Raw genomic sequence first — 22,297 nt, 5'->3', positions numbered from 1 at the left:
GACCCGCGGATTTCCGGCTATGTGGAAAGGCCAGGCCGCGTTGTCGTGACACCCACAGGCCGGGCCGTTGCGACGCTGACCGGGGGCGGGACGGAGCCGGGGGTGCGGCCCGATTCGCCGGTTCATACCCTGTCTCGGGTAGGCTAGAGCAGCAGACAATGCACAACGTTGCGCTGCCCCCATTCGAACCAGGAGATTTTGTGACCGCTGACCTCGTCATCGTAGGGTCGGGCTTTTTCGGCCTGACAATCGCAGAACAGGCCGCCACTGAGCTGGGCTTGAAGGTCGTCGTCATCGACCGTCGCCATCACATCGGCGGAAACGCCTACAGCGAAAAAGAAGAGCAGACAGGCATCGAGGTCCACCGCTACGGTGCCCACCTGTTCCACACCTCCAACGACCGCGTGTGGGAGTACGTGAACCGGTTCACGACGTTCACCAACTACGTGCACAAGGTATACGGCGTCCACAAGGGCGAGGTCTACTCCCTGCCGATCAACCTGGCCACGATCAACCAGTTCTTCCGGGCCAACCTCACCCCGGGACAGGCGCAGGAACTGATCAAGGAGCAGGCCGGCGAGCTTGCCGGCACCGATCCGCAGAACCTCAATGACAAGGGCATCCAGCTGATCGGCCGGCCCCTGTACGAGGCGTTCATCAAGCACTACACCGGCAAGCAGTGGCAGACCGATCCCAAGGACCTGCCCGCCGGCATCATCTCCCGCCTCCCGGTCCGGTACAACTACGACAACCGGTACTTCAACGACAAGTACGAGGGCCTCCCGACCAACGGCTACACCGCCTGGATCGAGAAGATGGCCGAGCACCCGAACATCGAAGTGCGGCTCAATACCGACTTCTTCGATGACTCGCACGAGTACAGCAAGGACAAGGTCGTCGGCAACATCCCGGTCATCTACACGGGCCCCGTGGACCGCTACTTCGACTATGCCGAAGGCGACCTGTCCTGGCGCACCATTGACTTCGAGGAAGAAGTCCTCGACGTCGGCGATTACCAGGGAACCTCCGTGGTCAACTACAACGACGACGACGTTGCCTACACCCGCATCATCGAGCCGCGCCACTTCCACCCGGAGCGCGCTTACCAGACGGAAAAAACCGTCATCATGCGCGAGTTCTCCCGCGCCGCGGAGAAGGGCGACGAGCCCTACTACCCGATCAACACCGCCGCGGACCGCGACCGCCTCCTGAAGTACCGCGACCTGGCTGCCGCCGAAAAGGACGTTCTCTTCGGCGGACGGCTGGGCACCTACAAGTACCTCGACATGCACATGGCAATCGGCTCCGCCCTGACCATGTTCGACAACAAGATCCGCCCCCATTTTGAGAGTGGCGCCACCATCGAAAGCGGGGGAGTGGACGCATGAGCATCTCCAGTGAAAAACAAGCACGCACTGAACAGGAATTAACCGTGGGGTCAGAGCCGGAGTGGGATACCCTGCAGCGCGTGATCCTTCCCAGCCCGAGCCAGATGGACACGGTCCCGCTCTACATGGACATGGGCGCGGCGACGGGCATCCAGCTCCCGACTGCCGGGGACCGCGACGGAAAACCGAGCAGGCCGCAGTCCTTCAGCAGCTCCACCAAAGAAGCCCACGTCGAGGACTTTCTGTCCCGGCGTTCCACGTCGGTCAGGTCCGGGGAACGGGTCTCGTTCGGCAGCTATTTCAATGCGTTCCCGGCCAGCTACTGGCGTCGGTGGACGACAGTTGAGAGTGTCCGGCTCCACGTGCGCACCCAGGGAACCGGGTCGGTCATCGTGTACAAATCCAACGCACGCGGCTCGCTGCAGCGTGTGGACACCCGGCGGGTCGAGGGCATCTCCGAAAGTTTCTTCGACCTCTCACTGGCGCCCTTTGGTGATGGCGGCTGGTACTGGTTTGACCTCGTGGCAGGTTCGGAACCGCTCGTCATGCTCGAAGCAGAATGGCAGGGACCGGCCCAGGCCAGCCAGCCCGGGAGCGTGACGCTGCAGATCACGACGCTGAACAAGACTGATTTCTGCCTCAACAACCTTCGTCTGCTGGCGGAGACGCCCGAATCACTGCAGCATGTCCAGGAAATTCTTCTCGTGGACCAGGGCTCGCAGAAAGTCGAGGACGCCGAGGGATTTGAGGAAGTCCGCGATTCCCTCCACGGGAAGCTTCGGATCATCAATCAGTCCAACCTTGGCGGATCGGGCGGTTTCGCCCGCGGAATGTTCGAAGCCGTCGAAAACGGCAGCGACTACGTGCTTCTCATGGATGACGACGTCGTCGTGGAGCCCGAGAGCATTGTCCGCCTGCTGACTTTTGCAGACCGCTGCAAGACGCCCACCATCGTTGGCGGGCACATGTTCGATCTCTACAACCGGACGGTGCTGCACACTTTCGGCGAGGTTGTGAACCCCTACCGGTTCCAGCCTTCACTCCCGAGCGAGGACATGGTGCTGGGACATGACTTCATGTCCTCGAACCTGCGGCAGACGTCGTGGCTGCACCGCAGATGCGATGTGGACTACAACGGCTGGTGGATGTGCCTGATCCCCACCAAAGTGATCCGGGAAATCGGCCTTTCGCTCCCGCTGTTCATCAAGTGGGATGACTCGGAATACGGACTGAGGGCAAAGAAGCACGGATTCTCCACCGTGTCTCTCCCCGGGTCCGCTGTCTGGCACGTCTCGTGGATCGACAAGGACGACCTCGTCGGCTGGCAGGCCTATTTCCATGCCCGCAACCGTGTGGTCACGGCCTTGCTTCACAGCCCCTACGAATACGGTGGCCGTGTAGTCCGGGAGTCCCAGTACATGGACGTCAAGCACTTGGTTTCAATGCAATACGCTACGGCCCACGGCCGCAACTGGGCCCTTGAAGACGTTCTGAAGGGCCCGGACGGCCTTCGGGCGCTGCTGCCCTCGAAACTTCCGGAGATCCGCAAAATGATGGCGGACTACTCCGATTCAGTCTTCCGCCCGGACCAGGACGAGTTCCCTGCGCCCAAGATGGACAAGCCGCCGCGGCGCGGTCATGGTATTTCGCAGCCCTCCAAGATCAGCCTCGTGCCATGGGCGGCCAAGACTGTGATGCGGCAGCTGCTGCGCCCGGTGACTGCGTCGAGCGCCGAGCGCCCCCAGGCCACGGTCGCCCACCAGGACAACCGCTGGTGGCGGATGGCACAGTACGACAGTGCTGTTGTTTCAAACGCCGAAGGAACCGGCGCCTCCTGGTACAAGCGCGACCCAAAGCAAATGCGGGACATGCTGGCCGAGAGCACCAGGCTCCATGCTTTGCTGCTCAAGGACTGGCGTGCCTTGAGCGCCCAGTACAAGTCAGCCATGCAGGACCTCACCTCGATTGAGTCCTGGAGGAAGACGTTCGAAGAGCACACCCAGAACGAGACCAAGTGAGCCAGGTTTCCTACGCGGAACTCACCACTCCCGGGGTGGGCGGAGGCATCCGCGACATCCGCCAGTCAGGCTTCCTGCTGAAGCTGCTGGTGCGCAAGGAACTCAAGGTCCGGTACCGCGGCTCCGTGCTGGGACTTCTGTGGTCCTACGTGAAGCCTGGCGTGCAGTTCATCGTCTTCTACGTTGCCCTCGGCGTTTTCCTCGGGCTGGAGCGCAGCTCCAAGAACCCTGATGGCCTGGCGAACTATGCGGTGTACCTGTTCTCGGGCATTGCGCTGATCAACTTCTTCTCGGAGGCCTTAGGCAATGCGGCCCGGTCGATCGTGAACAACGGGAACCTGATCAAGAAAATCTACCTGCCACGGGAATTGTTTCCGGTGGCCTCGGTGTGGGTTTCGGCCGTTCACTTCTTCCCGCAGCTGGTTGTCCTGGTGGCAGGATGCTTGTTCGCGGGCTGGCACCCGGACATACTCCAGTTGATTGCGGCCGTAGTCGGATTCGTCATCGTTGCGCTGCTCGCAACCGGACTCGGGTTGCTCTTCGGCGCCGCAAACGTTTACTTCCGCGACTCGGAGAATCTCGTGGACATGTTGCTCATGATCGCGACGTGGGCGTCCCCGGTGATGTACTCGTGGACGATGGTGCAAACGAAACTCGGTTCAGCCGCTTTTTCCATCTACCAGGCCAACCCGGTCACGGTCGGCGTCGAGCTCTTCCACTATGCATTCTGGCTGCCGACGACGGACGGTTCGACGGCGATGCCCCCGAATCTGTTCAGCCTGTGGGTGCCAGTGGGCTTTGTGGCCTCACTGTTGGTGCTTGGACTTGGTCAACTAACATTTCGGCGGCTCGAGGGCCGCTTTGCGCAGGAGCTGTAAGTGGTAACCGCAATAGAGGTCTCTGATATCAGCAAGCAGTTCGTGCTGCGCCATACCAGGTCGATCAAGGAAGCTGTGGTCTGGCTCGCGAAAGGCCGCCGGGGAGACCTGTCAGAGAAGTTCCACGCTCTGAAGAACGTCTCACTCCAGGTTGAGTCCGGTGAAACCGTCGCGCTCCTGGGCCTCAACGGGTCCGGAAAATCGACGCTGCTGAAGCACATCTCAGGTGTCATGCTGCCGGACACCGGCACGGTTCGTACCCGGGGGCGGGTTGCCGGCCTGATCGAAGTCGGTGCCGGGTTCCACCCGGATCTGTCGGGTCGGGACAACGTGTACCTTAACGGCGCCATCCTGGGCATGACTGAGCAGCAAGTCAACGACCGGTTTGACGAGATCGTGGAATTCTCGGAGATCGGCCAGTTCATCGACACCGAAGTGAAGTTCTATTCCTCGGGAATGTACCTGCGGCTGGCGTTTTCGGTGGCGGTCCACACGGATCCGGAAGTGTTCCTCATCGACGAGATCCTGGCGGTGGGAGACGAGCCGTTTCAACGCAAATGCATCGCCAAGATCCAGGAACTGGCAGAGAAGGGCAAGACCCTCGTCGTCGTCAGCCATGACCTGGACCTGGTGTCGCGCATCTGCTCCCGCGGCGTGCTGCTGGAGCATGGCAACCTGATGTTCGATGGACCCATTCACGAAGCCGTAGCGCTCCTGCGCGCATGAAACCGACCCCGGATGACAGAGAGCTGTGATCACCATCTCGCCGACCCTTCAGGTTATCCAGGGCCGCCGCACTAGACGCGGCCCCGAGGGCGCCAAGCCACGGAGCGCACAACGCGCGGACATACAAGGCCTGCGGACGCTGGCGGTGGGTTTGGTTATCGTCTACCACATATGGCCGGGGGCTCTGTCCGGCGGCTTTGTCGGGGTGGACGTATTCTTCGTTATTTCGGGTTTCCTCATCGTCGGATCGCTCGTCCGGGAGTTGGCCGAAACGGGCCGCATCAGGCTCACCACCTTTTACGGGAAGCGGATCAGGCGGCTCCTCCCGGCGGCCAGCGTTGTTCTGCTCGCGACCCTCGTCGGGACGGTGCTCCTCCTTCCCCAAAGCAGGTGGCAGTCGATTTGCCTGGACGTCATTATGTCGGGCCTGCAGATCCAGAACTGGAACCAGGCGTTCAGCACCAGTAGCTACGCCGGAGCGACGGCTTTGGTGTCCCCTGTGCAGCACTATTGGTCTCTGGCCGTTGAAGAGCAGTTCTACATCGTGATTCCGCTCCTTCTCATAGGCGCTGTGGTTGCGCTGCGGAAACGGGGCTTTCGGGCGGAAACTGTCTGCCTCGTTCTCCTGGCCGCCGTGACTGCCGCGTCGCTCGTGCACAGCATCGTATTCTCCGCGGCGGAGCACGATGTTGCCTACTTTGCAACCACCACGCGTATGTGGGAGCTCGGGCTCGGGGGCATCGGCTCCCTGCTTCTACCCAAGCTGTCCTTGACGGCAGCGGCTCGACGAATTTTGGGCTGGGCTGGGCTCGCCGGCATCCTCTACTCGGCGGTCACCTTCACCACAGCGATGGCATTCCCCGGCTATGTGGCAGTGTTGCCCGTGGTAGCCACACTGGCCATCCTCGCGTCGGGCTCTTCGGAGGCAGCGCCCGGTAGCGGCCAGCCAATGTCGGTAGCCGGATTGCTCAGCATGCGGCCTGCCACCTACATCGGCGACGTATCGTATTCCCTTTACCTTTGGCACTGGCCCGTCGTCGTCTTCTACGTCTTCCTTCTCGGAAGGGCGCCCGGCCCCCTCCACGGCGCCATGATCGTCGCTATCAGCCTGGTCCTGGCGGTGGCGTCTTATTACGTCGTGGAGCAGAAATTCAGGCACGGCGGCAAGCAGCCTTTGAGCCCCGCCCCGCTGGCCACCCGTCGACGGCCACGACCCCGGGGCGCTTTTGTGCTGGCGCTGGGCTTGTTGGCGGCGACGTGCACTGCGGCGTTGATCCCCTGGGGGATCGTTGAGGCCAAGGCACAGGAGCTAAATGGGCTGCTGAACCTGCGTGAGTATCCCGGCGCCATGGCATTTGACCCGGAACATCCCGCCCCGGTTCCCGGCGGTCTTCCGGTACAGCCCGACCCGGGCGTGGCAATGAAAGACGTGCCGCTGACCGGGAAAGACGAATGCGGAATTTTTGATCCCGCACTCATGCACGACGAACAGTGTGTGTATGGCGCGCCAGACGCGACCAAGAAGATGATCGTCGTCGGCGACTCCCATGCAGCGCAGTACGTTGATCCCCTTCTTCTTGCCGGCCAGTCCTCAGGCTGGAACGTGAGAGCCATGGTTCGCAACGGTTGCCCGTTTACGGCTGCACCGCCCCAGGATGCCGGCACGGTTTACCGCAATTGCACCGATCAGAACAAGGCGACGCTGCAAAAAATCCTGGCCCTCAAGCCTGACCTCGTCGTCGTCTCCGGCATGACGCCGGATGGGTACCGGCGGGCGCTGAAGTGGGGATGGCAGGACCCCGAAGCGCCGGTCGGCGGGTACGTGGAACTTTTGGCACCCCTCAGACAGGCAGGGATCCATGTGGCCGTTGTCCTGGACATACCCTATCCAAGCTTCTCGGCCCCTGAATGCGTTCAGCTTAAGGGCGCTGATTCAACGGAGTGCCAGATACTGCAAAGACCAGGCGACAGGCCTGCCGACCCCCTGAAGAGTGCCGCAGCGCAGGTGGCGGGCGTTGACGTGATCGATTTGTACCCCCATTTTTGCCGCAATGACCTCTGCCCGGCAGTGATCGGCAATGTCCTGGTGTATCGGGACAATCACATGACCAACACTTTCGCCAAGACCTTGGCCCCCACCCTTGCCAAGGCACTCGGGTTCTAGCCGCGCCGGCGCTGAAGCCCAGTCGAGTAGGATTTCTCGGGGACGGCGCAAGTCTCACGATTTGTCTCTGCCGTTCGCTCAACGTTTTGGAGGCATCCTTTGTCCTGGTGGTCTGTAGTTCCGCTTGCTCTCGTGGCAATCGGTTTGTTGTTCGTTCCCGGAGCTGCAGTTGCCTGGGCCAGCCGGGTCCGCGGGATGGCCCTGCTGGGTGTGGCCCCGGCAATTACGGTTTCGATCGTGGCTGTCTCAGCCCTGGTGGCGCCTGTCGTCAACCTGAAGTGGTCACCGTTGCCGGTGGCTTTGGTCACCATCGTCATCGCGGCCGTCGCCCTGGGGGTGGCCACCTGGCTTCGCCGGACCGAAACCAGGCCTGAACCGACGCCGATCAACTGGTGGGCAGGCGCCGGGCACGCGGCAGCCGTCCTTGCTGCAGGATTCCTTATCAGCCGCCGGCTCGTCGCTGCTTTCGGCAGGCCCGAGTCCTTCTCGCAAACGTTTGACAACGTTTTCCACCTGAACGCTGTCCGCTACATCCAGGAAACAGGATCCGGTTCGTCCTACACCGTGAGCGCCATGACGGGCGGCGGCTTCTACCCGTCCGCCTGGCACGATCTCGTGGCCTTGCTTGCAGACGTCACGGGCGCCAGCATCCCCGTTGCCGTCAATGTCACCAACCTGGTTGTGGGTTCACTCGTGTGGCCGCTGGGTTGCATTTTCCTTGCACACAAGATCCTCGGGAAGCGTGTCATCGTGAGCACCGTGGCCGGAATCCTGGCTGCCGGGTTCGGCGCCTTCCCGCTGCTCCTGCTCGACTTCGGAGTGCTGTATCCGAACTTCCTGGGCAACGCACTGCTGCCAGCGGCGCTTGGAGTTGGCCTGCAGGCCATCGGCCTCGCGGCGCAGGCGCCGAAGCGGGCGCCCAAGCAGGCGTCCAAGCAGGTCGCGGTGCAGGCGCCCAAGACAAGGCTCATTGACGCGCTGCTGCTGGTTGCGGTTCTCCCTGGAATCACGTTGGCGCACCCCAGCAGCACCATGGCGCTGCTCGCGTTACTGCTCCCGCCGTTCCTCTTCATCTGGGCCAAGACGACCCGCCGACTCGTCCGGAGGAGCGGCAACCGGTGGCGAACCCTGGCGGTAATGGTGGCCCTGGTGGCCGTCGGGCTGGCGATCGTTGCGGTCATCTGGAAAGTCGTCCGCCCCGCCGAGGCCGCCGCATTCTGGCCGCCCATCGAAACGACCGGACGGGCCATAGGCGAGCTTCTCACCAGTTCAGGCATCGGCCGTTCGGTATCCTGGGCCATCGCGGCATTGGCCGTCGTCGGCCTGGTCACGCTGCTTGTGCGGCGGCATCAACTCTGGCTCGTGGGCATGTATGCCGTGATCGGTGGGCTCTTCGTCGTCGTAACCTCGTTCCCGTTTGGACCTGTGCGCACGTTCTTTACCGGTGTTTGGTACAACGACCCGCCCCGCCTGGCTTCGCTGCTGCCGGTGGTGATTCTGCCTCTGGCTACCGTGGGCACCGTGTGGTGCTGGGACACCTGGATTCGCCCCCTTGCGGTCAAATACCCGGTTGGACGCAGTGTCCGGCTCGCGCACCGGCCCGGCGGATCACCAGGTCTCGCGATGGGCGCGGCTGCAGTGATTGTGGCCGGCCTGCTGGCCGTCAGCACCCAGCAGGCTAACGTCCGCGAGGCAGTGTCCTCCGCAGCGGTGAGCTATCAATTGTCCAATGACTCGCCGTTGGTTTCCTCCGACGAGCTGGCATTGATTAATCGGATTCCCAGTGAGGTCCCGAAAGACGCGACCCTGGCCGGCAACCCGTGGAACGGAAGCGCGCTGGCGTACGCCTTCACCGGGCGCAAACTTATTCAGCTTCACATCCTGAGCGAGTTGCCGGCCGGCGCGGAGGAGGTGTTCACGCACCTGAATGAGGCGAAGTCCGATCCCGCCGTCTGCCCCGCCGTGCAACAGCTCCACGTGGGCTATGTCCTGGACTTTGGCCACCGGGAGGTGCACGGGGGAGACAACGGGTTCAGAGGACTGGACAACCTTGAGGCAGACGGCGTCGCCAGCCTCGTGGATTCCCAAGGACAAGCGAAACTTTACAAACTGACTGCGTGCGGACAGTGACGGCATACACGTTGAAAGGAACACTGCAGTGACGATCGCATTAACCGGGAGCAACGGCTTCCTTGGATGGCACACCCGGGTCCTCGCCCATTCCCTCGGCGAGACGACGGAGGCAATAACCCTGGGCGAGAAGTTCGACGCCGCTGCGGCTGCCACCGCCGTCGAAAACGCAACGACACTGGTTCACGTCGCCGGGGTCAACCGTGGCGACGACGAGACCGTCCGTCAGGGAAACGTGGAATTTGCGGAGCAACTCGCGCGGGCACTCGAAACGGCGCCCACGAAGCCAACAACTGTCGTGTATGCCAATTCCATCCAGGCCGGAAACAGTTCGCCCTACGGGCTCGGGAAGAAACAGGCGGGAACAATTCTGGAAGAGGCGGCGAAGAAAGCCGGCGCCCGCTTCGTCGACGTCAAGCTCCCCAACCTGTTCGGCGAGCACGGGCTCCCCTTCTACAACTCTGTGGTCGCCACCTTCTGCCACCTCGCAGCCAACGGCAAACCCTTGCAGGTCCAGGACGACAAGGAATTGCTGCTGCTCCACGCACAGACGGCCGCGGAAGTCCTGCTGGGGCTCCATGAGCCGGAGGACGCGCTGGGCCTCGCCACGACCAGGCTGGTCAGCGAAGTGGCGGACTTGATCCAAAAGACTGCGGACCACTATTCCACGGGGACAATTCCCGACATTTCCGGGCCCTTTGAACGGGACATGTTCAACACCTACCGTTCTTTCCTGGTCGGCGACCGGCTCCCGATTTCATTGGACCGGAAGGAAGACTCGCGAGGCGCCTTCTTCGAAGTCGTGCGCAGCGGTGGAGGAGAAGGCCAGTCCTCGTTCTCCACGACGGTACCGGGCGTGACGCGGGGCCAGCATTACCACCGGCGCAAGATAGAACGATTTACGGTGCTGTCGGGCACCGCTGAAATTTCCATGCGAAAACTCTTCAGCGATGACGTTGTCACCTATCACGTCGACGGGCAAAATCCTGTCGCCATAGACATGCCGACAATGTGGTCGCACAAGATCACAAATACCGGATCCGATAAGCTATACACGATGTTCTGGATCAACGAAATCTTTGATCCAGCCTCTCCCGACACTTTCCCGGAGGAAGTATGACCGACGCTGGCCGCAGGCTAAAAGTTTTGACCATTGTTGGCACCAGGCCCGAAATCATTCGCCTGGCTGCCACAATTCGACGTCTGGACAGAAGCACGGACCACGTTTTGGTACACACCGGCCAGAACTACGACTACGAGTTGAACGAAGTCTTTTTCGAAGACCTGGGACTGCGCAAGCCTGATCACTTCCTGGCCGCCGACACGTCATCGCTGGGCGCCGTCCTGGGCTCGATCCTGGCGAAGACGGAGCAGGTCCTCCTGCAGGAGAAGCCGGATGCAATGCTGGTCCTGGGCGATACCAACAGCTGCATCTCCGCGCTGATGGCCAAGCGGCTCAAAATCCCCGTCTACCACATGGAGGCCGGCAACCGGTGCTTCGACGAGAACGTTCCCGAGGAAACAAACCGCCGCCTGGTGGACCATGTTGCCGACTACAACCTCGTCTACACCGAGCACGCTCGTCGCAACCTGCTCGCGGAAGGGCTTCACCCGTCCCGCATCCTGCTCACCGGTTCCCCGATGAAAGAGGTCCTGCAGGGCAACGCGGACGCCATCGCTGCGAGCGATGTCCTCGAGAAGCAGTCGCTTACCCCCGGCGGGTACTTCATGGTCAGCGTGCACCGGGAAGAAAATGTTGACAGCCCCGAGCGCCTGGCCGAGATCCTGAAGGCCCTCCAGGCCGTGAGCGAGCGGTACGGGCTTCCCGTCCTGGTTTCAACACACCCGAGGACCAGGAAGCGCCTCGAGGACCAGCCGGAAGAGCTCAAGCGCGGTCTGCGCTTCCATCCGCCATTTGGCTTCAATGACTACGTCAGGCTGCAGAAAGATGCACGGCTCGTCCTTTCGGACAGCGGGACCATCAGCGAGGAGTCTTCGTTGCTGGGGTTCCCCGCGGTGACCTTGCGGGACGCAATTGAACGGCCGGAGTCCCTCGACACCGCAGCCATCATCACGACCGGAGTGAAGGCTGACGCAATAGTTGATGCCATCGCGATCGTTCTCGACCAGTTTGAGACGGATGGTCCGCCGGCAATTCCGGCGGATTACCAGATCAGCGATACGTCGCGCCGGGCAGTGAACTTCATTCGCTCGACCGCCCACACCCACCACCAGCGGGCCGGAATCGCCGTCAACCCCCGCTAAGACTGCGACCCATCACTAAGGCCACCCCTGCTGCGGCAGGGGTGGCCTTAGTTCTGTGCCAGCGGGCTGCCAGGCCGGGCCTAGTACGTAATGATCCGGGACGCGAATTGGGGACGCCAGGCCCGCAGCTCCGGGACCAGTTCCGGGTCCACGACGACGTCGATGTCCGGCTTAGCTGTCAGGATGGCGTCGATTGCCTCCGGGACATGGGACGGACCCCGGTAAAGCGGCTTGACCATCGGCACCGCGAGGTCGGAGGACGCCGTCCACTTCCCTTGCAGGGTCAAAGACCATTGTGCTGCCAGCTGGGGGTCAAAGGCGTCGTCGAAGCCGACATAGATGAAAGGCCGCGGGTTCTTCAGGGCGGCCATTCCGGTCAGTTTTGAAATCAGCCGCGGTACCGGGTCGGACAGTGCCTTGGACTGCTGCAGGACGCCTACGGCACCTTGCGCTGTCGGCTCCAGTCCCTGTTCGCTCAGATTCGTGAACGGCAGCCCGAAGAAGTGCGTGGCGCCCAGCGACGTCAACAGGGACGCGGCGACAAAGGTTTTTCGGCGGCTCTGTCCTGCCAGGAGGGGCGCCCAAAGTTCCGCCGCCCCAACAACGGTGCAAACGATGGCCAGGAGCTCGACTGCAAGGAACGACTTGTGGAAGTAGTACGTGACTTTGGAAGCTTCCATCAGCTGGAAAACCGCCAGGCCGACGAGGAGAACGGCTGCGAAGAGCGGGGTTGCCAGAACGTGGAGAGATGTCAGGGTTCCCCGGCGGTCGTCGGCGTGGCCGACCTTGCGGCGTGAGTAGAAAGCCAAAGCCACAAAGGCATTTGCGACGATGCACAGCACAGCCACGCCCGTGTCAGCAGTGGCCGTCCCGCCTGGTGTGGTCAGGACCTCGCCCGCCGACAACTTCCGGAGCTGCCAGACGGCGCCGAGCACGCCGGCCACGGCCACGGCAGCAACCCCCGAGTGGAGCGCCAAGCTGCGCCAGCCGGCTTCCCGCCGGTGCCAGAACAGATAGACGCCGTAGACGAGGACACTCGGAAGGCAAAGGATCAGCAACAGTATCCAGCCGTGGGCGACGGCAGTCAGGATCAGGACAAGGGCACTCGTTGCGGCCACAGGGTGAACGACGCGCCGCAGCTGGACGACCGCGATGCAGGCGACGCAGAGTGCCACCCCCAGGCCGAAGTTTGGGAACGCATTGAACACAGGAATGGCTCCGGGTCCAACTATCCACGCAGTAGCCACAACGGCGACAAAGGGAAGCGTGACCAGGAAATGCCGCCGGAAAACGGGCAGGGAGGTGAGTGCCGCCACCACCAGGAGGGTGCCAAGGATGGCCGCCACGCCGACGAGCTTGAGGAACAGGACTGATTCCTGGGCGACGTCGCCGGCCTTGCTGCCGGCGACGACTTCAGCGAGGGAAGCCAGGAGTGCGTGGAAGCCCTGCGGATACGAGGCGGCTGACCAGGCGCTTCCGTCGGGTGCAGAGGGAAGCAGCGCAATCACGGAGCCATGGTTGCGAATCATGTTGAACATGTTGAAGTGCGGGGCGAAGTCCCACGACCGCGTGAGGAGCAGCAGCGTTGACTCGAAGGATTGTGCGAACAGGAAGTTCTGGACAACCCAGCCCGAGGCGACGCCGGCTACGGCCGGCAGGGCATCTACGGCCTGGAACCGTGGCACGAAGCGCCGGAACGACAACCGGCGGACGACTGCAAACGTGACCGAGCCAAGCAGGCCCGCGGCAGCCAGCGCGAGCAAGACCGTTCCGCGGTCAAGGTAGGGCACGTCAGCACTGAACCACCACATGAAGGGGGAGATGCCTGCCAGCGCGACAACCGAGAACAGGATTCGCTGGGACAGATTCCGGCCGATCGGCGTGATCACCATGACCAGTGCCAGAACCACAAGGTAGCGCCAGCCTGTCAGGCCGCCGGCCGCACGGAAAGCCACGACTGCAACAAACGCCGCGGAGCAGGCGAGGATTACCGCTATCCACGAGGTGACGGGGCCGGCGGGCCGGCGACGGGCGCGGTCCGCAGGCGTCCGCAGCGTCCGGCGGAGGACGACGTCTGGAATGTCTAAATCGGGGCTGGTCACGACTTCCTAGGTGACCGTGGTCCGCGGGATCTTCCCCCGTCGTTCCTCACAGTCGTAGATCCCCGGTCCGAGCGCGTGCGCCGCTTCCCGCGGAATAACAAAGATGGACCATTGAATTCTACTGGAGGCCGTGCTAGGGGTCGGACGGCCGGCAGGCCGCCGTCATTCTCCGGCGGGGGACTGTTCGCTGGGAGACCACGCAGTTTCCGCGGGCGCCTCCGGGCGCCGTTCCAGCTGGCTGAGGCCCGTTTCCACGCGTTCGACTGCCGAGCGCAGGATGGCCACTTCTTCGGCCAGCGTGCGGTTCTCGTCTTCGACCACCGACAGTTCCCAGGACAGGTGAAGGCACACACCCAGCAGCAAGATGATGCACAGTGCGAAGAGCAGGTTGGAGGCAACCTGCACGCCGAGAAGTTTGCTGACGGAGGGCAACAGGCCCGGCCACCCCGCCAGCACGAGGGCGCTAGCGCCGATAATCAGCCAGAGCGCCGCGTATTTTTCACGGAAGACTTTGCGGCGGACCAGTTCAAGCACAATCCCCACCATGACCAAGGCGAAAATGAATGCGGCCAGAGTGTTTCCCATTAGGCGGGGCCTTCCTGTACTGCGATTCTCGAGCGGCTCCGGGTCACGGCAAAGAGCAATGCGAACACGGACCGCAGCAGGTAGATAGCGGATTTGGCTGGGTTGTGACTCGGCGTGCCCCCTTGTCGGGGCCGCATGGCGACGGGTATCTGCGTGACCCTGCAGCCTGATTTGATCGCGACGACCAGCGAATCGATGGTGTCGCCGAGATATTCTGCCGGGTAGTGATCCAGGTACTGTGCAATGGCGCGCCTGTTGCCGGCCCTGAATCCGGACGTCACGTCCGTCAGCTTTGTGTGCGCCAGGGCGGAGATCACGGCAGCCAGGAACACCATGGCCCAGCGGCGGGGTCCGGAGACCTTGTAGTCACCCTTGGCCGCGAAACGCGCTCCGATCGAGATATCCGCCGACTCCAGTCCCTTCAGCACCGCTGCGATTTCGCGGGGATCGTGCTGGCCGTCGGCATCGACTTGGATGACGGCGTCGTAGCCGTAGCGGTCCGCGTACTTGAAACCAGTGCGCATGGCTCCTCCGACCCCCATGTTGAAAGGGAGCCGGAGGACCGTCGCGCCAGCGGCCGCCGCGGCCGGGGCAGTGTCATCGCTTGAGCCGTCGTCGACGACCAGGACGTCGTATCCTTCGTTCAGGTCCAGCACCTCGGCCACCGTGCTGCCGACGGTTTCGCCCTCGTTCCAGGCCGGCATGATCACGAGAACTCGGCGTGTGTCTGGGCTAGGCATGATTGCGATTCTACGCCGAAACCCGGTTAACCCGAATTTGGCGACCGTCTATCCGTCGCCGCCGCTCATCCCGCCAAAACCGGGTGAGGGCGCCCCGCTGATATCATCTAACGGTTGCAGCCACACTCGCAGCCCTATATATCTGCTGACCAAGGAGACAAGTTGTTCAAGAACAAGACCCTTTTGATTACCGGAGGCACCGGCTCCTTCGGAAACACTGTTCTGAAGCACTTCCTGCACACAGATATAGGCGAGATCCGGATCTTCTCCCGCGATGAGAAGAAACAGGACGACATGCGCAAGGCCTACAGCAACGACAAGCTGAAGTTCTATATCGGTGACGTCCGCAACATTGACAGCGTCCGCGAAGCGGTGCGCGGAGTGGACTACATCTTCCACGCTGCCGCACTCAAGCAGGTGCCGTCGTGCGAATTCTTCCCGATGGAGGCTGTCCGGACCAACGTCCTTGGTACCGACAACGTCCTCACTGCGGCGATTGACGCGGGCGTCAAGAAGGTTGTCTGCCTGTCGACCGACAAGGCTGCCTATCCGATCAACGCCATGGGCACATCCAAAGCCATGATGGAGAAAATCGTCATCGCGAAGTCTCGCAACGTCGATGCCACCGAGACTCTCATCTCCTGCACGCGGTACGGAAACGTCATGGCCTCGCGTGGCTCGGTGATCCCCTTGTTCGCCGATCAGATCCTGGCCGGAAAGCCCCTGACCGTGACGGACCCACACATGACCCGTTTCCTGATGAACCTCGACGAAGCCGTCAAGCTGGTTCTCTTTGCGTTCGAGCACGCCAACCAGGGCGACTTGTTCGTGCAGAAGGCCGACGCGTCCTCTGTGGGGGATCTGGCGATTGCGATGAAGCAACTTTTCCGGTCCGACTCCGAGATCAACGTCATCGGTACACGACACGGTGAAAAGGCGCATGAGACCCTGCTCACGAGGGAAGAGCGGGCAAAGTCCGAGGACCTCGGAGATTACTTCCGGGTGCCCGCGGACACCAGGGACCTCAACTATGAGAAGTTCTTCGATGCCGGAGATACCGTCAGTGAGACGCTGGAGGAATACACCTCACACAACACCCACCAGCTGACCATCGACCAGATCATCGAAAAAATCAAGACCACGGACTACATCCAGGAACTCCTGCCGTCGATCCCGACAGCCTCCTAGCAGTGGGGGGCAACGCAAAAGTCCTGGTAGTAAGCCAGCACTTCTGGCCCGAGGGGTTTCGGATCAATGATATCTGCGACTACCTGGTCGAAAAAGACGTGGATGTCGAAGTGCTGTGCGGGCTGCCGAACTACCCCAAGGGCGAGTTTTTTCCCGGCTACACATGGCGCGGCCCCTTCAAAGAGCAGCACAAGGGAATGAACGTGTTCCGGGCTCCGGAGATACCGCGCGGTGATAATTCAAGCCTGCGCATTTTCTTGAATTATGTTTCTTTTCCCATAGCCAGCCTGATCCATCTTCCCCGCTTGATGTTCGGCAAGTACGACAAGATTTTTCTTTATCAGCTGTCGCCCGTCATGATGTCGATTACCGGCCTGATCCTGTCGAAGGTCCGTAAAATAGAATCGACTATGTACGTGCTGGACCTCTGGCCGGAAAACCTGTTCTCGGTTTTGAACATACAGAACAAATTCTTTCGCCGCCTTGCCGAAAAGGTGTCCCACTGGCATTACCGCCAGGCGGACAAGATCGTCGTGCTGTCCGAACAGATGCGCGGGAAGATCCAGAGCATCACCGGCCTGCCGGACGAAAAGATCACGGTGGTGCCCCAGGCCTGCGAGAGTCTTTATGAGCAGGAGATCCATGATCCCGAACTGGCGCAGCGGCTCGGCGGGGGCTTCAAGGTCGTCTTCACGGGCAACATCAGCCCGGCTCAGTCCTTCGAGACCATCATTGATGCGGCGCAGACTCTCAAGTCAGAGGGGCTCACGGATATTTCCTGGGTCATCGTCGGTGATGGCATGAGCCGCAGCGACGTCGAAAGCGAGGTCACCCGGCGCGGCCTTGGGGATGTTTTCCGGTTTGAGGGCCACCACCCGGTTGCCGATGTCCCGAAGTACACGACACTTGCAGACGTCCTGGTGGGGTGCCTGGTGAAAAGCGATCTTCTGGAAGCCACTATCCCCGCGAAAGTGATGTCCTACATCGCCTCCGGCCGTCCCCTCGCGCTGGCCATGGATGGGGAAGTCCGGACTCTGGTCGAGGACCAGGCGCAGTGCGGACTCGTGGGGCCGGCCGGTGATTCTGCCGCCCTGGCGGGGAACATACGGTCACTGCATGCCGTGACCGCCGCACAGAGGCGGGACCTTGGAACGAGGGGGAAGGCCTACCACTTCGCCAATCTCGAAAGAAGTATTGTGTTGGGACGCCTGAAGGATTTCATCCTGCACGAGGCCTAAAGGGTTCCGGCCCGGAAGTCTGTGGGCGGGACCGGTCGTGAGCGGCAGAAGGACCTCCCGGGTCGCGCGTGGAGCTCAGCGTGAGCTGCACTACGCCGGGGGGTCCTTTTTTTGGTGTGCACTGCTGCCAGCCAGGCGCGGCTCGCCGGGCAGTGGCCGTGGCCGGGGCCGTGTTCTAGACAGCGGCCTCGGCAGCCTTGGACGCCAGCCCCAGGGAGAAGACATGAACCGCTATGCCCACTGCCGGGCCAAGCGTCAGCGAAAGGATGCAGCGGGCTTCCAACGGCAACGGGAGCAGCAGCACCGCGATAGCGACAGCGGTCGCCGCGACCCAGCCTGTAGAAAACGCCCGGTGATGTCCCATGGACAAGGTGGCTGTTCCGGTCAACGTCAGGACGGCCATGACTACAGACGCCAGCGTCAGCAGCGCGAGCGTCATGCCGCCGACGTCGTAGCCTTTCCCGAAGAGCAGCATGAGGCTGGGCCCGATCAGGTAGGCCAGGACGGCTCCGGTTCCGCCGACTGCCACCAGAAGGAGAATCGGCTTGCGCAGCGCGCGCCAGCCCTCGGAACCCGCCCTGACGACGTGGGCGATGGCTACCCCTTGGAAGGCCTGAAGCGGCACCATGATCGGGGCTCTGGTCATGGAAATGGCCAGCAGGAGAGGAGCCGACTGCTCGTACACCGCCGACGCAGTGGTCAACTTGAGGAGGAGCGGGAAGGCGACAATCAGGGCGGCTGATGAGATTGAGGAAATCACCGCGTGAAATATCTGCCCCAGGAGCTTTCCCAGTGGAACGTCTGCACGCACTTGCAGCGATCGGCGGGCGGCCCGGGAGGTAGCGAGCAGAAGCAGCCACGCAGCCAAGGCGCAAAAACAAGCGACCTCGAGTCCCAAGAGCCCGAGCGCCCAGGCCGCGGCGGCACCGACACAGGCAAGCCGGAGAAAAGCATCGAGAATCAAAAAACGGCCAAAGACGGACCACCGGCCGCTTCCCTGCAGGGTTCCGGCCAACGCGCAGTGACCGGAATAGAGGATCGCCGTGAGGATCAGGCCCAGTGAAATGATCTGTGAATTGTGGAAGAAATTGAATGTCGTCAGCAGGGGGGAGAGGACCGCGATCAATGCCGCGACCACGCCTCCGCTGATCAGCCCAGCCGTAATGAGCCGGGGGTGGCGGGCTTCGTTGTGGCCACCCCGGGCCGAAACCGTGGACGCGGCACGCGTTGACTCCGTTTGAACGCCGCCCAGAACGCCGTAAACGAAGAAGAGGCCGGCCCAGAACGCGAGGAACTCCGAGTTATCCTCTTTGGACAGGGAATGACTGGCGATGAACAGGATCAGGATGCCGGACCCGGCCGAAACAGCGGATCCAATGGCCACTGCCGAGGCAGAACGACCGCCAAAGCTTTGACCGGGGTTCGTCGTGACGTCTTTTGATGCGGCCATACGTTTAGCGTGGTCTCCGGTTTCTACAGCACAGTGGATGCAAGTTCCAAGAGTACCTTGTAGCAGACGCAGGGCAGCCTGGCGTCGTCTTCAGCCGGCTATGCCTAGGGCGCCTTCCTGGGGGTGACGGACGTTCCCTGGGTGGGGGACCACGTGATGGTCCCGCCTTGATACTCCTGGAAGCAGCCACCGTTAGGCTGGCCGCAGGTGACGTCGCCGGTGGGGTAGGCGAGGGGGCCCGTGAGGAACCCTGTGGCTGCCCAGGCGGATCGGATCGGACCGGTTGTGGGGTGGGCGCCTGTGGCCGGGGACCAGATGATTGCTCCACCCTGGTAGTCCTGGTAGCAGCCACCGGCAGGCTGGCCGCAGGACTGCTCGCCGGTCGCGTACCCCATCGATCCGGTGAGGAAGCCCGCGCGGGTCCAGGCCGAGCGGATTGGTTCCGCGGCAGCGTGGGCGCCGCTGGCAGCGGACCAGGAAATGACACCGCCCTGGTAGTCCTGGTAGCAGCCGCCCGAGGGCTGGCCGCACGTAACATCCCCCGTCGGGTAGCCCATGGTTCCATCCACAAAGTTCATCGATGCCCAGCGTGCCCTGATCGCCCCGAATGTCGGTCGGGCGCCTGTGGCAGGGGACCAGATGATGGCGCCGCCTTGGTAGTCCTGGTAGCAGCCTCCCTGCGGCAGCCCGCAGGTGACGTCGCCGGTGGGGTAGCCCAGCGGTCCGGTAACGGATCCGCTTGCGGTCCAGGCAGTGCGTACGGCCCCGCTCACGGCGTGCGCCCCGGTCGTCGGGGTCCAGGCGATGATCCCGTTCTGGTAGTTCTGGAAGCAGCCGCCCGAAGGCTGGCCGCAGGTCACCTCGTCAGAGGGGTAGCCGAGGGGCCCGTCGAGGAAGCCCGTTTTGGCCCAGGCCGAGCGGATGGGGCCGGTCGAGACGTGGGCGCCGGTTCCTGGGGACCAGATGATCGCGCCGCCCTGGTAGTCCTGGTAGCAGCCGCCGGAGGGCAGCCCGCAGGTCACCTCGCCTGCGGGATATCCCAGCTGGCCGTCGAGAAAGCCAGTGGCCGCCCAGCTAGCCCGGATCGGGCCGGTGGAGGCGTGGGCGCCTGTGGCCGGGGACCAGATGATCGCGCCGCCCTGGTAGTCCTGGTAGCAGCCGCCGGAGGGCAGCCCGCACGTCATGTCGCCCGTGGGATACCCCATCGGGCCGTCCACGAAGTTGAGTGCGCCCCATCGTGCCCTGATCGGGCCGTAGGTGGTCCGGGCGCCGGTGGTCGGGGACCAGATGATCGCGCCGCCCTGGTAGTCCTGGTAGCAGCCGCCGGAGGCGAGCCCGCAGGTTACATCGCCCGCAGGATAGCCCATCGGTCCGGTGAGGAATCCGGATCCGGCCCATGCCGCGCGGATCGGACCGGTGGAGGGGTGGGCGCCGGTGGCCGGGGACCAGATGATCGCGCCGCCCTGGTAATCCTGGTAGCAGCCGCCGGAGGGCTGGCCGCACGTCACTTCACTGGTGGGGTAGCCGAGGGGTCCGTCGAGGAATCCTGTTTTGGCCCATGCTGCGCGGGTCGGGCCGGTGGAGGCGTGGGCGCCGGTGGTCGGGGACCAGATGATCGCGCCGCCCTGGTAGTCCTGGTAGCAGCCCCCCTGCGGCAGTCCGCAGATTTCGGCAGACGTGGGGTAGCCCATGGGGCCATCGACGAAGTTCAGCGCGCCCCATAGGGACCGAACCGCGCCGGTAGAGGGCTGGGCGCCGGTGGCCGGGCTCCAAATGACGGCCCCGCCCTGGTAGTTCTGGTAGCAGCCCCCGTTTCGCAGCCCACAGACGACGCCTGATGTGGCGCTGCCCAGGGAAGTCGTCGCCGAGGCCACCGGTGCAATCGCCCGGCTCGCAACAGCCGCCGTCGATTCGATGGTCACTCCGGCGGCCGTGTCGGAAATCCAGTCGATGGACACGCGCGTCCCCGCGTGCGTCGTGAACGCCTGGCCTGCCTGCCACGCGGAATTCCGGCTGTAGTAGCCGGCATAAGGTTGGGTGCTGGGCATCAGGATGATCGAACTGGCTACGGTGAGGCCGCCGTTCTGGACGATGTTCACGCCCCGGTTGCCGCCGACCGCGGTCGCTGCGTCGTATCCGACGGGAAGCCGCAGCTCCAGGTAGTAGACCTCGCCACTCATGGGGTCGGTGAACTTCACGGCCCGGTTGGGCGCCGTGCCGGCCCAGGCGGTGAGGGTGAAGCTCCTGCTGTCGGCGATCCTGCCGGCGTCGAGGATCTCATCCCCGCGGCCGAACCCGCCGTACTGCCAAAGGCTTGAGCTGATCGTCGGCTGGCTGAGCTGGGAGACGCCCATGAGGTCGCCCGTGTTGCCGTACTCACGGATCGAGCAGCTGGAGTCGGCAAACGACCCGTCGGTGTTGCTGGCGACATCCGAAGCCCCGTCGGTGCACTGCAGGCTGTCGGAGTGCATGAGGCCGAACACGTGGCCGAACTCGTGGGTGATGACACTGTTGGTGAGGTTGCCCGGCAGCGGCATCAGCACGCGCCCGCTTATCCCGGAAGCGCTCCACCCGGCGCCGTAGGCGTTTGACGACAGAAGGGGTGTGGGGATGAAGACGACCAAAGCGGTGTAAGGATTGGTGACCCAGTTGAGTTCGCGGGTGACGGTGTCCATGATCTGGGTGTATGACTGGCTTGAAGTGGCCGCGGACTTCACTCCGGTGCGGGTGGCGGCGACGGAAAGGGACAACCGGTTATTGGACATGGTCTTCCAGTACCGGCTCGCGGCGTCGATTGCCGCATTGGCCGCCGGGAGGGAGATTGCTGCGGTGTCGGCCGGCGATTTGTCGGCGAGCTGCACGGTCACCAGTGTCACTTTGATGTCGCCCGCCCGTGCCAGGGAATACGATTCGGTAGTGATTGCGGGGGCGGGGGCGCGGCCTTTGACCCCGGGAGCCGGAGGAGTTTCGAAGGTTTCGGCCGTCGTGGGCGGCGTATCCGTCTGATCGACGGAAGGGGCCGGTGACGGTGCCGGAGCAATGGTCAGCGGGGTCTGCGCGACTGCGGCCGCGGCCGGTGCGGCCTGCGCCGGTGCCGGGGCGAGAGTGGGGATCGACACCGCGGATAGCAGCAATGCAGTGAGTAGTGCTGCGAACATCCGAATTTGCTTCATTGTTTCCCTTTTAAAATTGCGGCACCTCCCTCGCCACCGCCAGGCGGCAGCAGGGAGGGAGGGAGGTCAAAGCAGTCTATGGAACAGCCCGGAGACAAGGCGGTTCATTTGGCCAAACCTGCGGAGTAGTTTTGTTTCGACGCCGCATCCTGCGACAACGGTGGGCGTTTCCTGCGGAGATCCGTAGCATCCCTGGACCCATAAGAGTCGGCTTGCCCGGGACCGTCGCAGTCTTTTGTCTGCGCGCGGCGC

The 22,297-nt window shown here is 62.9% G+C and carries 15 protein-coding genes; 10 read left to right on the top strand and 5 right to left on the bottom strand.

Annotated elements, in window-relative coordinates; genetic code table 11:
* Window positions 1-200 precede the first annotated feature (200 nt).
* The 8 genes from glf (at window position 201) to wecB (ending at window position 11,569) form a co-directional block, all read left to right on the top strand.
* Window positions 201-1,388 (top strand): UDP-galactopyranose mutase, encoded by a 1,188-nt coding sequence (gene glf / locus AC1DCZ_RS08435; protein ID WP_476895261.1) that lies wholly within the window; start codon window positions 201-203, stop codon window positions 1,386-1,388.
* Window positions 1,389-1,492: 104 nt separating this feature from the next.
* Window positions 1,493-3,406, top strand: a complete 1,914-nt coding sequence (locus tag AC1DCZ_RS08430) for a glycosyltransferase (RefSeq protein WP_476974269.1) — start codon at window positions 1,493-1,495, stop codon at window positions 3,404-3,406.
* Window positions 3,403-4,284 (top strand): ABC transporter permease, encoded by an 882-nt coding sequence (locus tag AC1DCZ_RS08425; protein ID WP_476974178.1) that lies wholly within the window; start codon window positions 3,403-3,405, stop codon window positions 4,282-4,284. Before AC1DCZ_RS08430 ends, AC1DCZ_RS08425 begins: the two co-directional genes overlap by 4 nt.
* Window positions 4,285-5,010, top strand: a complete 726-nt coding sequence (locus AC1DCZ_RS08420) for an ABC transporter ATP-binding protein (RefSeq protein ID WP_476974177.1) — start codon at window positions 4,285-4,287, stop codon at window positions 5,008-5,010. It begins immediately after the preceding gene.
* A gap of 25 nt (window positions 5,011-5,035) precedes the next feature.
* Window positions 5,036-7,174 (top strand): acyltransferase family protein, encoded by a 2,139-nt coding sequence (locus AC1DCZ_RS08415; protein ID WP_476974176.1) that lies wholly within the window; start codon window positions 5,036-5,038, stop codon window positions 7,172-7,174.
* Between the two features lie 132 nt (window positions 7,175-7,306).
* Window positions 7,307-9,304 carry a DUF6541 family protein gene (locus tag AC1DCZ_RS08410; RefSeq protein ID WP_476974175.1) on the top strand — a complete coding sequence of 666 codons (1,998 nt, stop codon included), beginning with the start codon at window positions 7,307-7,309 and terminating at the stop codon, window positions 9,302-9,304.
* A 28-nt stretch (window positions 9,305-9,332) separates the two neighbouring features.
* Window positions 9,333-10,424: a polysaccharide biosynthesis C-terminal domain-containing protein gene (locus tag AC1DCZ_RS08405; protein WP_476974174.1), complete on the top strand. Its 1,092-nt coding sequence runs from the start codon at window positions 9,333-9,335 to the stop codon at window positions 10,422-10,424.
* Window positions 10,421-11,569 (top strand): non-hydrolyzing UDP-N-acetylglucosamine 2-epimerase, encoded by a 1,149-nt coding sequence (gene wecB, locus AC1DCZ_RS08400; protein WP_476974173.1) that lies wholly within the window; start codon window positions 10,421-10,423, stop codon window positions 11,567-11,569. Before AC1DCZ_RS08405 ends, wecB begins: the two co-directional genes overlap by 4 nt.
* 80 nt (window positions 11,570-11,649) lie before the next feature.
* Here wecB and AC1DCZ_RS08395 read toward each other — a convergent pair whose 3' ends face one another.
* The 3 genes from AC1DCZ_RS08395 to AC1DCZ_RS08385 form a co-directional block, all read right to left on the bottom strand.
* A complete protein-coding gene (locus AC1DCZ_RS08395; RefSeq protein ID WP_476974172.1) occupies window positions 11,650-13,671 on the bottom strand; it encodes a hypothetical protein in 2,022 nt (673 codons plus the stop codon).
* A gap of 162 nt (window positions 13,672-13,833) precedes the next feature.
* Entirely contained in the window at window positions 13,834-14,256 is a 423-nt protein-coding gene (locus AC1DCZ_RS08390) for a DUF2304 domain-containing protein (RefSeq protein WP_476974171.1), read from the bottom strand.
* On the bottom strand, window positions 14,256-14,996 hold the full coding sequence (locus tag AC1DCZ_RS08385; RefSeq protein ID WP_476974170.1) for a glycosyltransferase family 2 protein: 741 nt from the start codon (window positions 14,994-14,996) through the stop codon (window positions 14,256-14,258). Before AC1DCZ_RS08385 ends, AC1DCZ_RS08390 begins: the two co-directional genes overlap by 1 nt.
* Window positions 14,997-15,158: 162 nt before the next feature.
* Between AC1DCZ_RS08385 and AC1DCZ_RS08380 the strand changes: the two genes are divergently transcribed.
* Together AC1DCZ_RS08380 and AC1DCZ_RS08375 are read left to right on the top strand one after the other, a co-directional pair.
* Window positions 15,159-16,184 carry a polysaccharide biosynthesis protein gene (locus AC1DCZ_RS08380; RefSeq protein ID WP_476895271.1) on the top strand — a complete coding sequence of 342 codons (1,026 nt, stop codon included), beginning with the start codon at window positions 15,159-15,161 and terminating at the stop codon, window positions 16,182-16,184.
* Between the two features lie 2 nt (window positions 16,185-16,186).
* Window positions 16,187-17,422, top strand: coding sequence for a glycosyltransferase family 4 protein (locus tag AC1DCZ_RS08375; protein WP_476974169.1), 1,236 nt, complete (start codon window positions 16,187-16,189; stop codon window positions 17,420-17,422).
* A 175-nt stretch (window positions 17,423-17,597) separates the two neighbouring features.
* Here the strand turns inward: AC1DCZ_RS08375 and AC1DCZ_RS08370 are convergent, their stop codons facing one another.
* Together AC1DCZ_RS08370 and AC1DCZ_RS08365 are read right to left on the bottom strand one after the other, a co-directional pair.
* Window positions 17,598-18,872, bottom strand: coding sequence for a hypothetical protein (locus AC1DCZ_RS08370; protein ID WP_476974168.1), 1,275 nt, complete (start codon window positions 18,870-18,872; stop codon window positions 17,598-17,600).
* Window positions 18,873-18,976: 104 nt separating this feature from the next.
* On the bottom strand, window positions 18,977-22,030 hold the full coding sequence (locus AC1DCZ_RS08365; protein ID WP_476974167.1) for a M43 family zinc metalloprotease: 3,054 nt from the start codon (window positions 22,028-22,030) through the stop codon (window positions 18,977-18,979).
* Between the last annotated feature and the right edge of the window lie 267 nt (window positions 22,031-22,297).

This window comes from Arthrobacter sp. 10N418, from assembly GCF_056394725.1.
Note: the sequence above shows the minus strand (reverse complement) of the source record. Positions and strands in the feature narration are given on the sequence as shown.

Bases quoted from the DNA above. Each gene is read 5' to 3' on its own strand.
- AC1DCZ_RS08390 (WP_476974171.1), bottom strand. From the start codon at position 14,256: ATGGGAAACACTCTGGCCGCATTCATTTTCGCCTTGGTCATGGTGGGG.
- AC1DCZ_RS08430 (WP_476974269.1), top strand. From the start codon at position 1,493: ATGGACACGGTCCCGCTCTACATGGACATGGGCGCGGCGACGGGCATC.
- AC1DCZ_RS08365 (WP_476974167.1), bottom strand. From the start codon at position 22,030: ATGTTCGCAGCACTACTCACTGCATTGCTGCTATCCGCGGTGTCGATC.
- AC1DCZ_RS08370 (WP_476974168.1), bottom strand. From the start codon at position 18,872: ATGGCCGCATCAAAAGACGTCACGACGAACCCCGGTCAAAGCTTTGGC.
- AC1DCZ_RS08385 (WP_476974170.1), bottom strand. From the start codon at position 14,996: ATGCCTAGCCCAGACACACGCCGAGTTCTCGTGATCATGCCGGCCTGG.
- wecB (WP_476974173.1), top strand. From the start codon at position 10,421: ATGACCGACGCTGGCCGCAGGCTAAAAGTTTTGACCATTGTTGGCACC.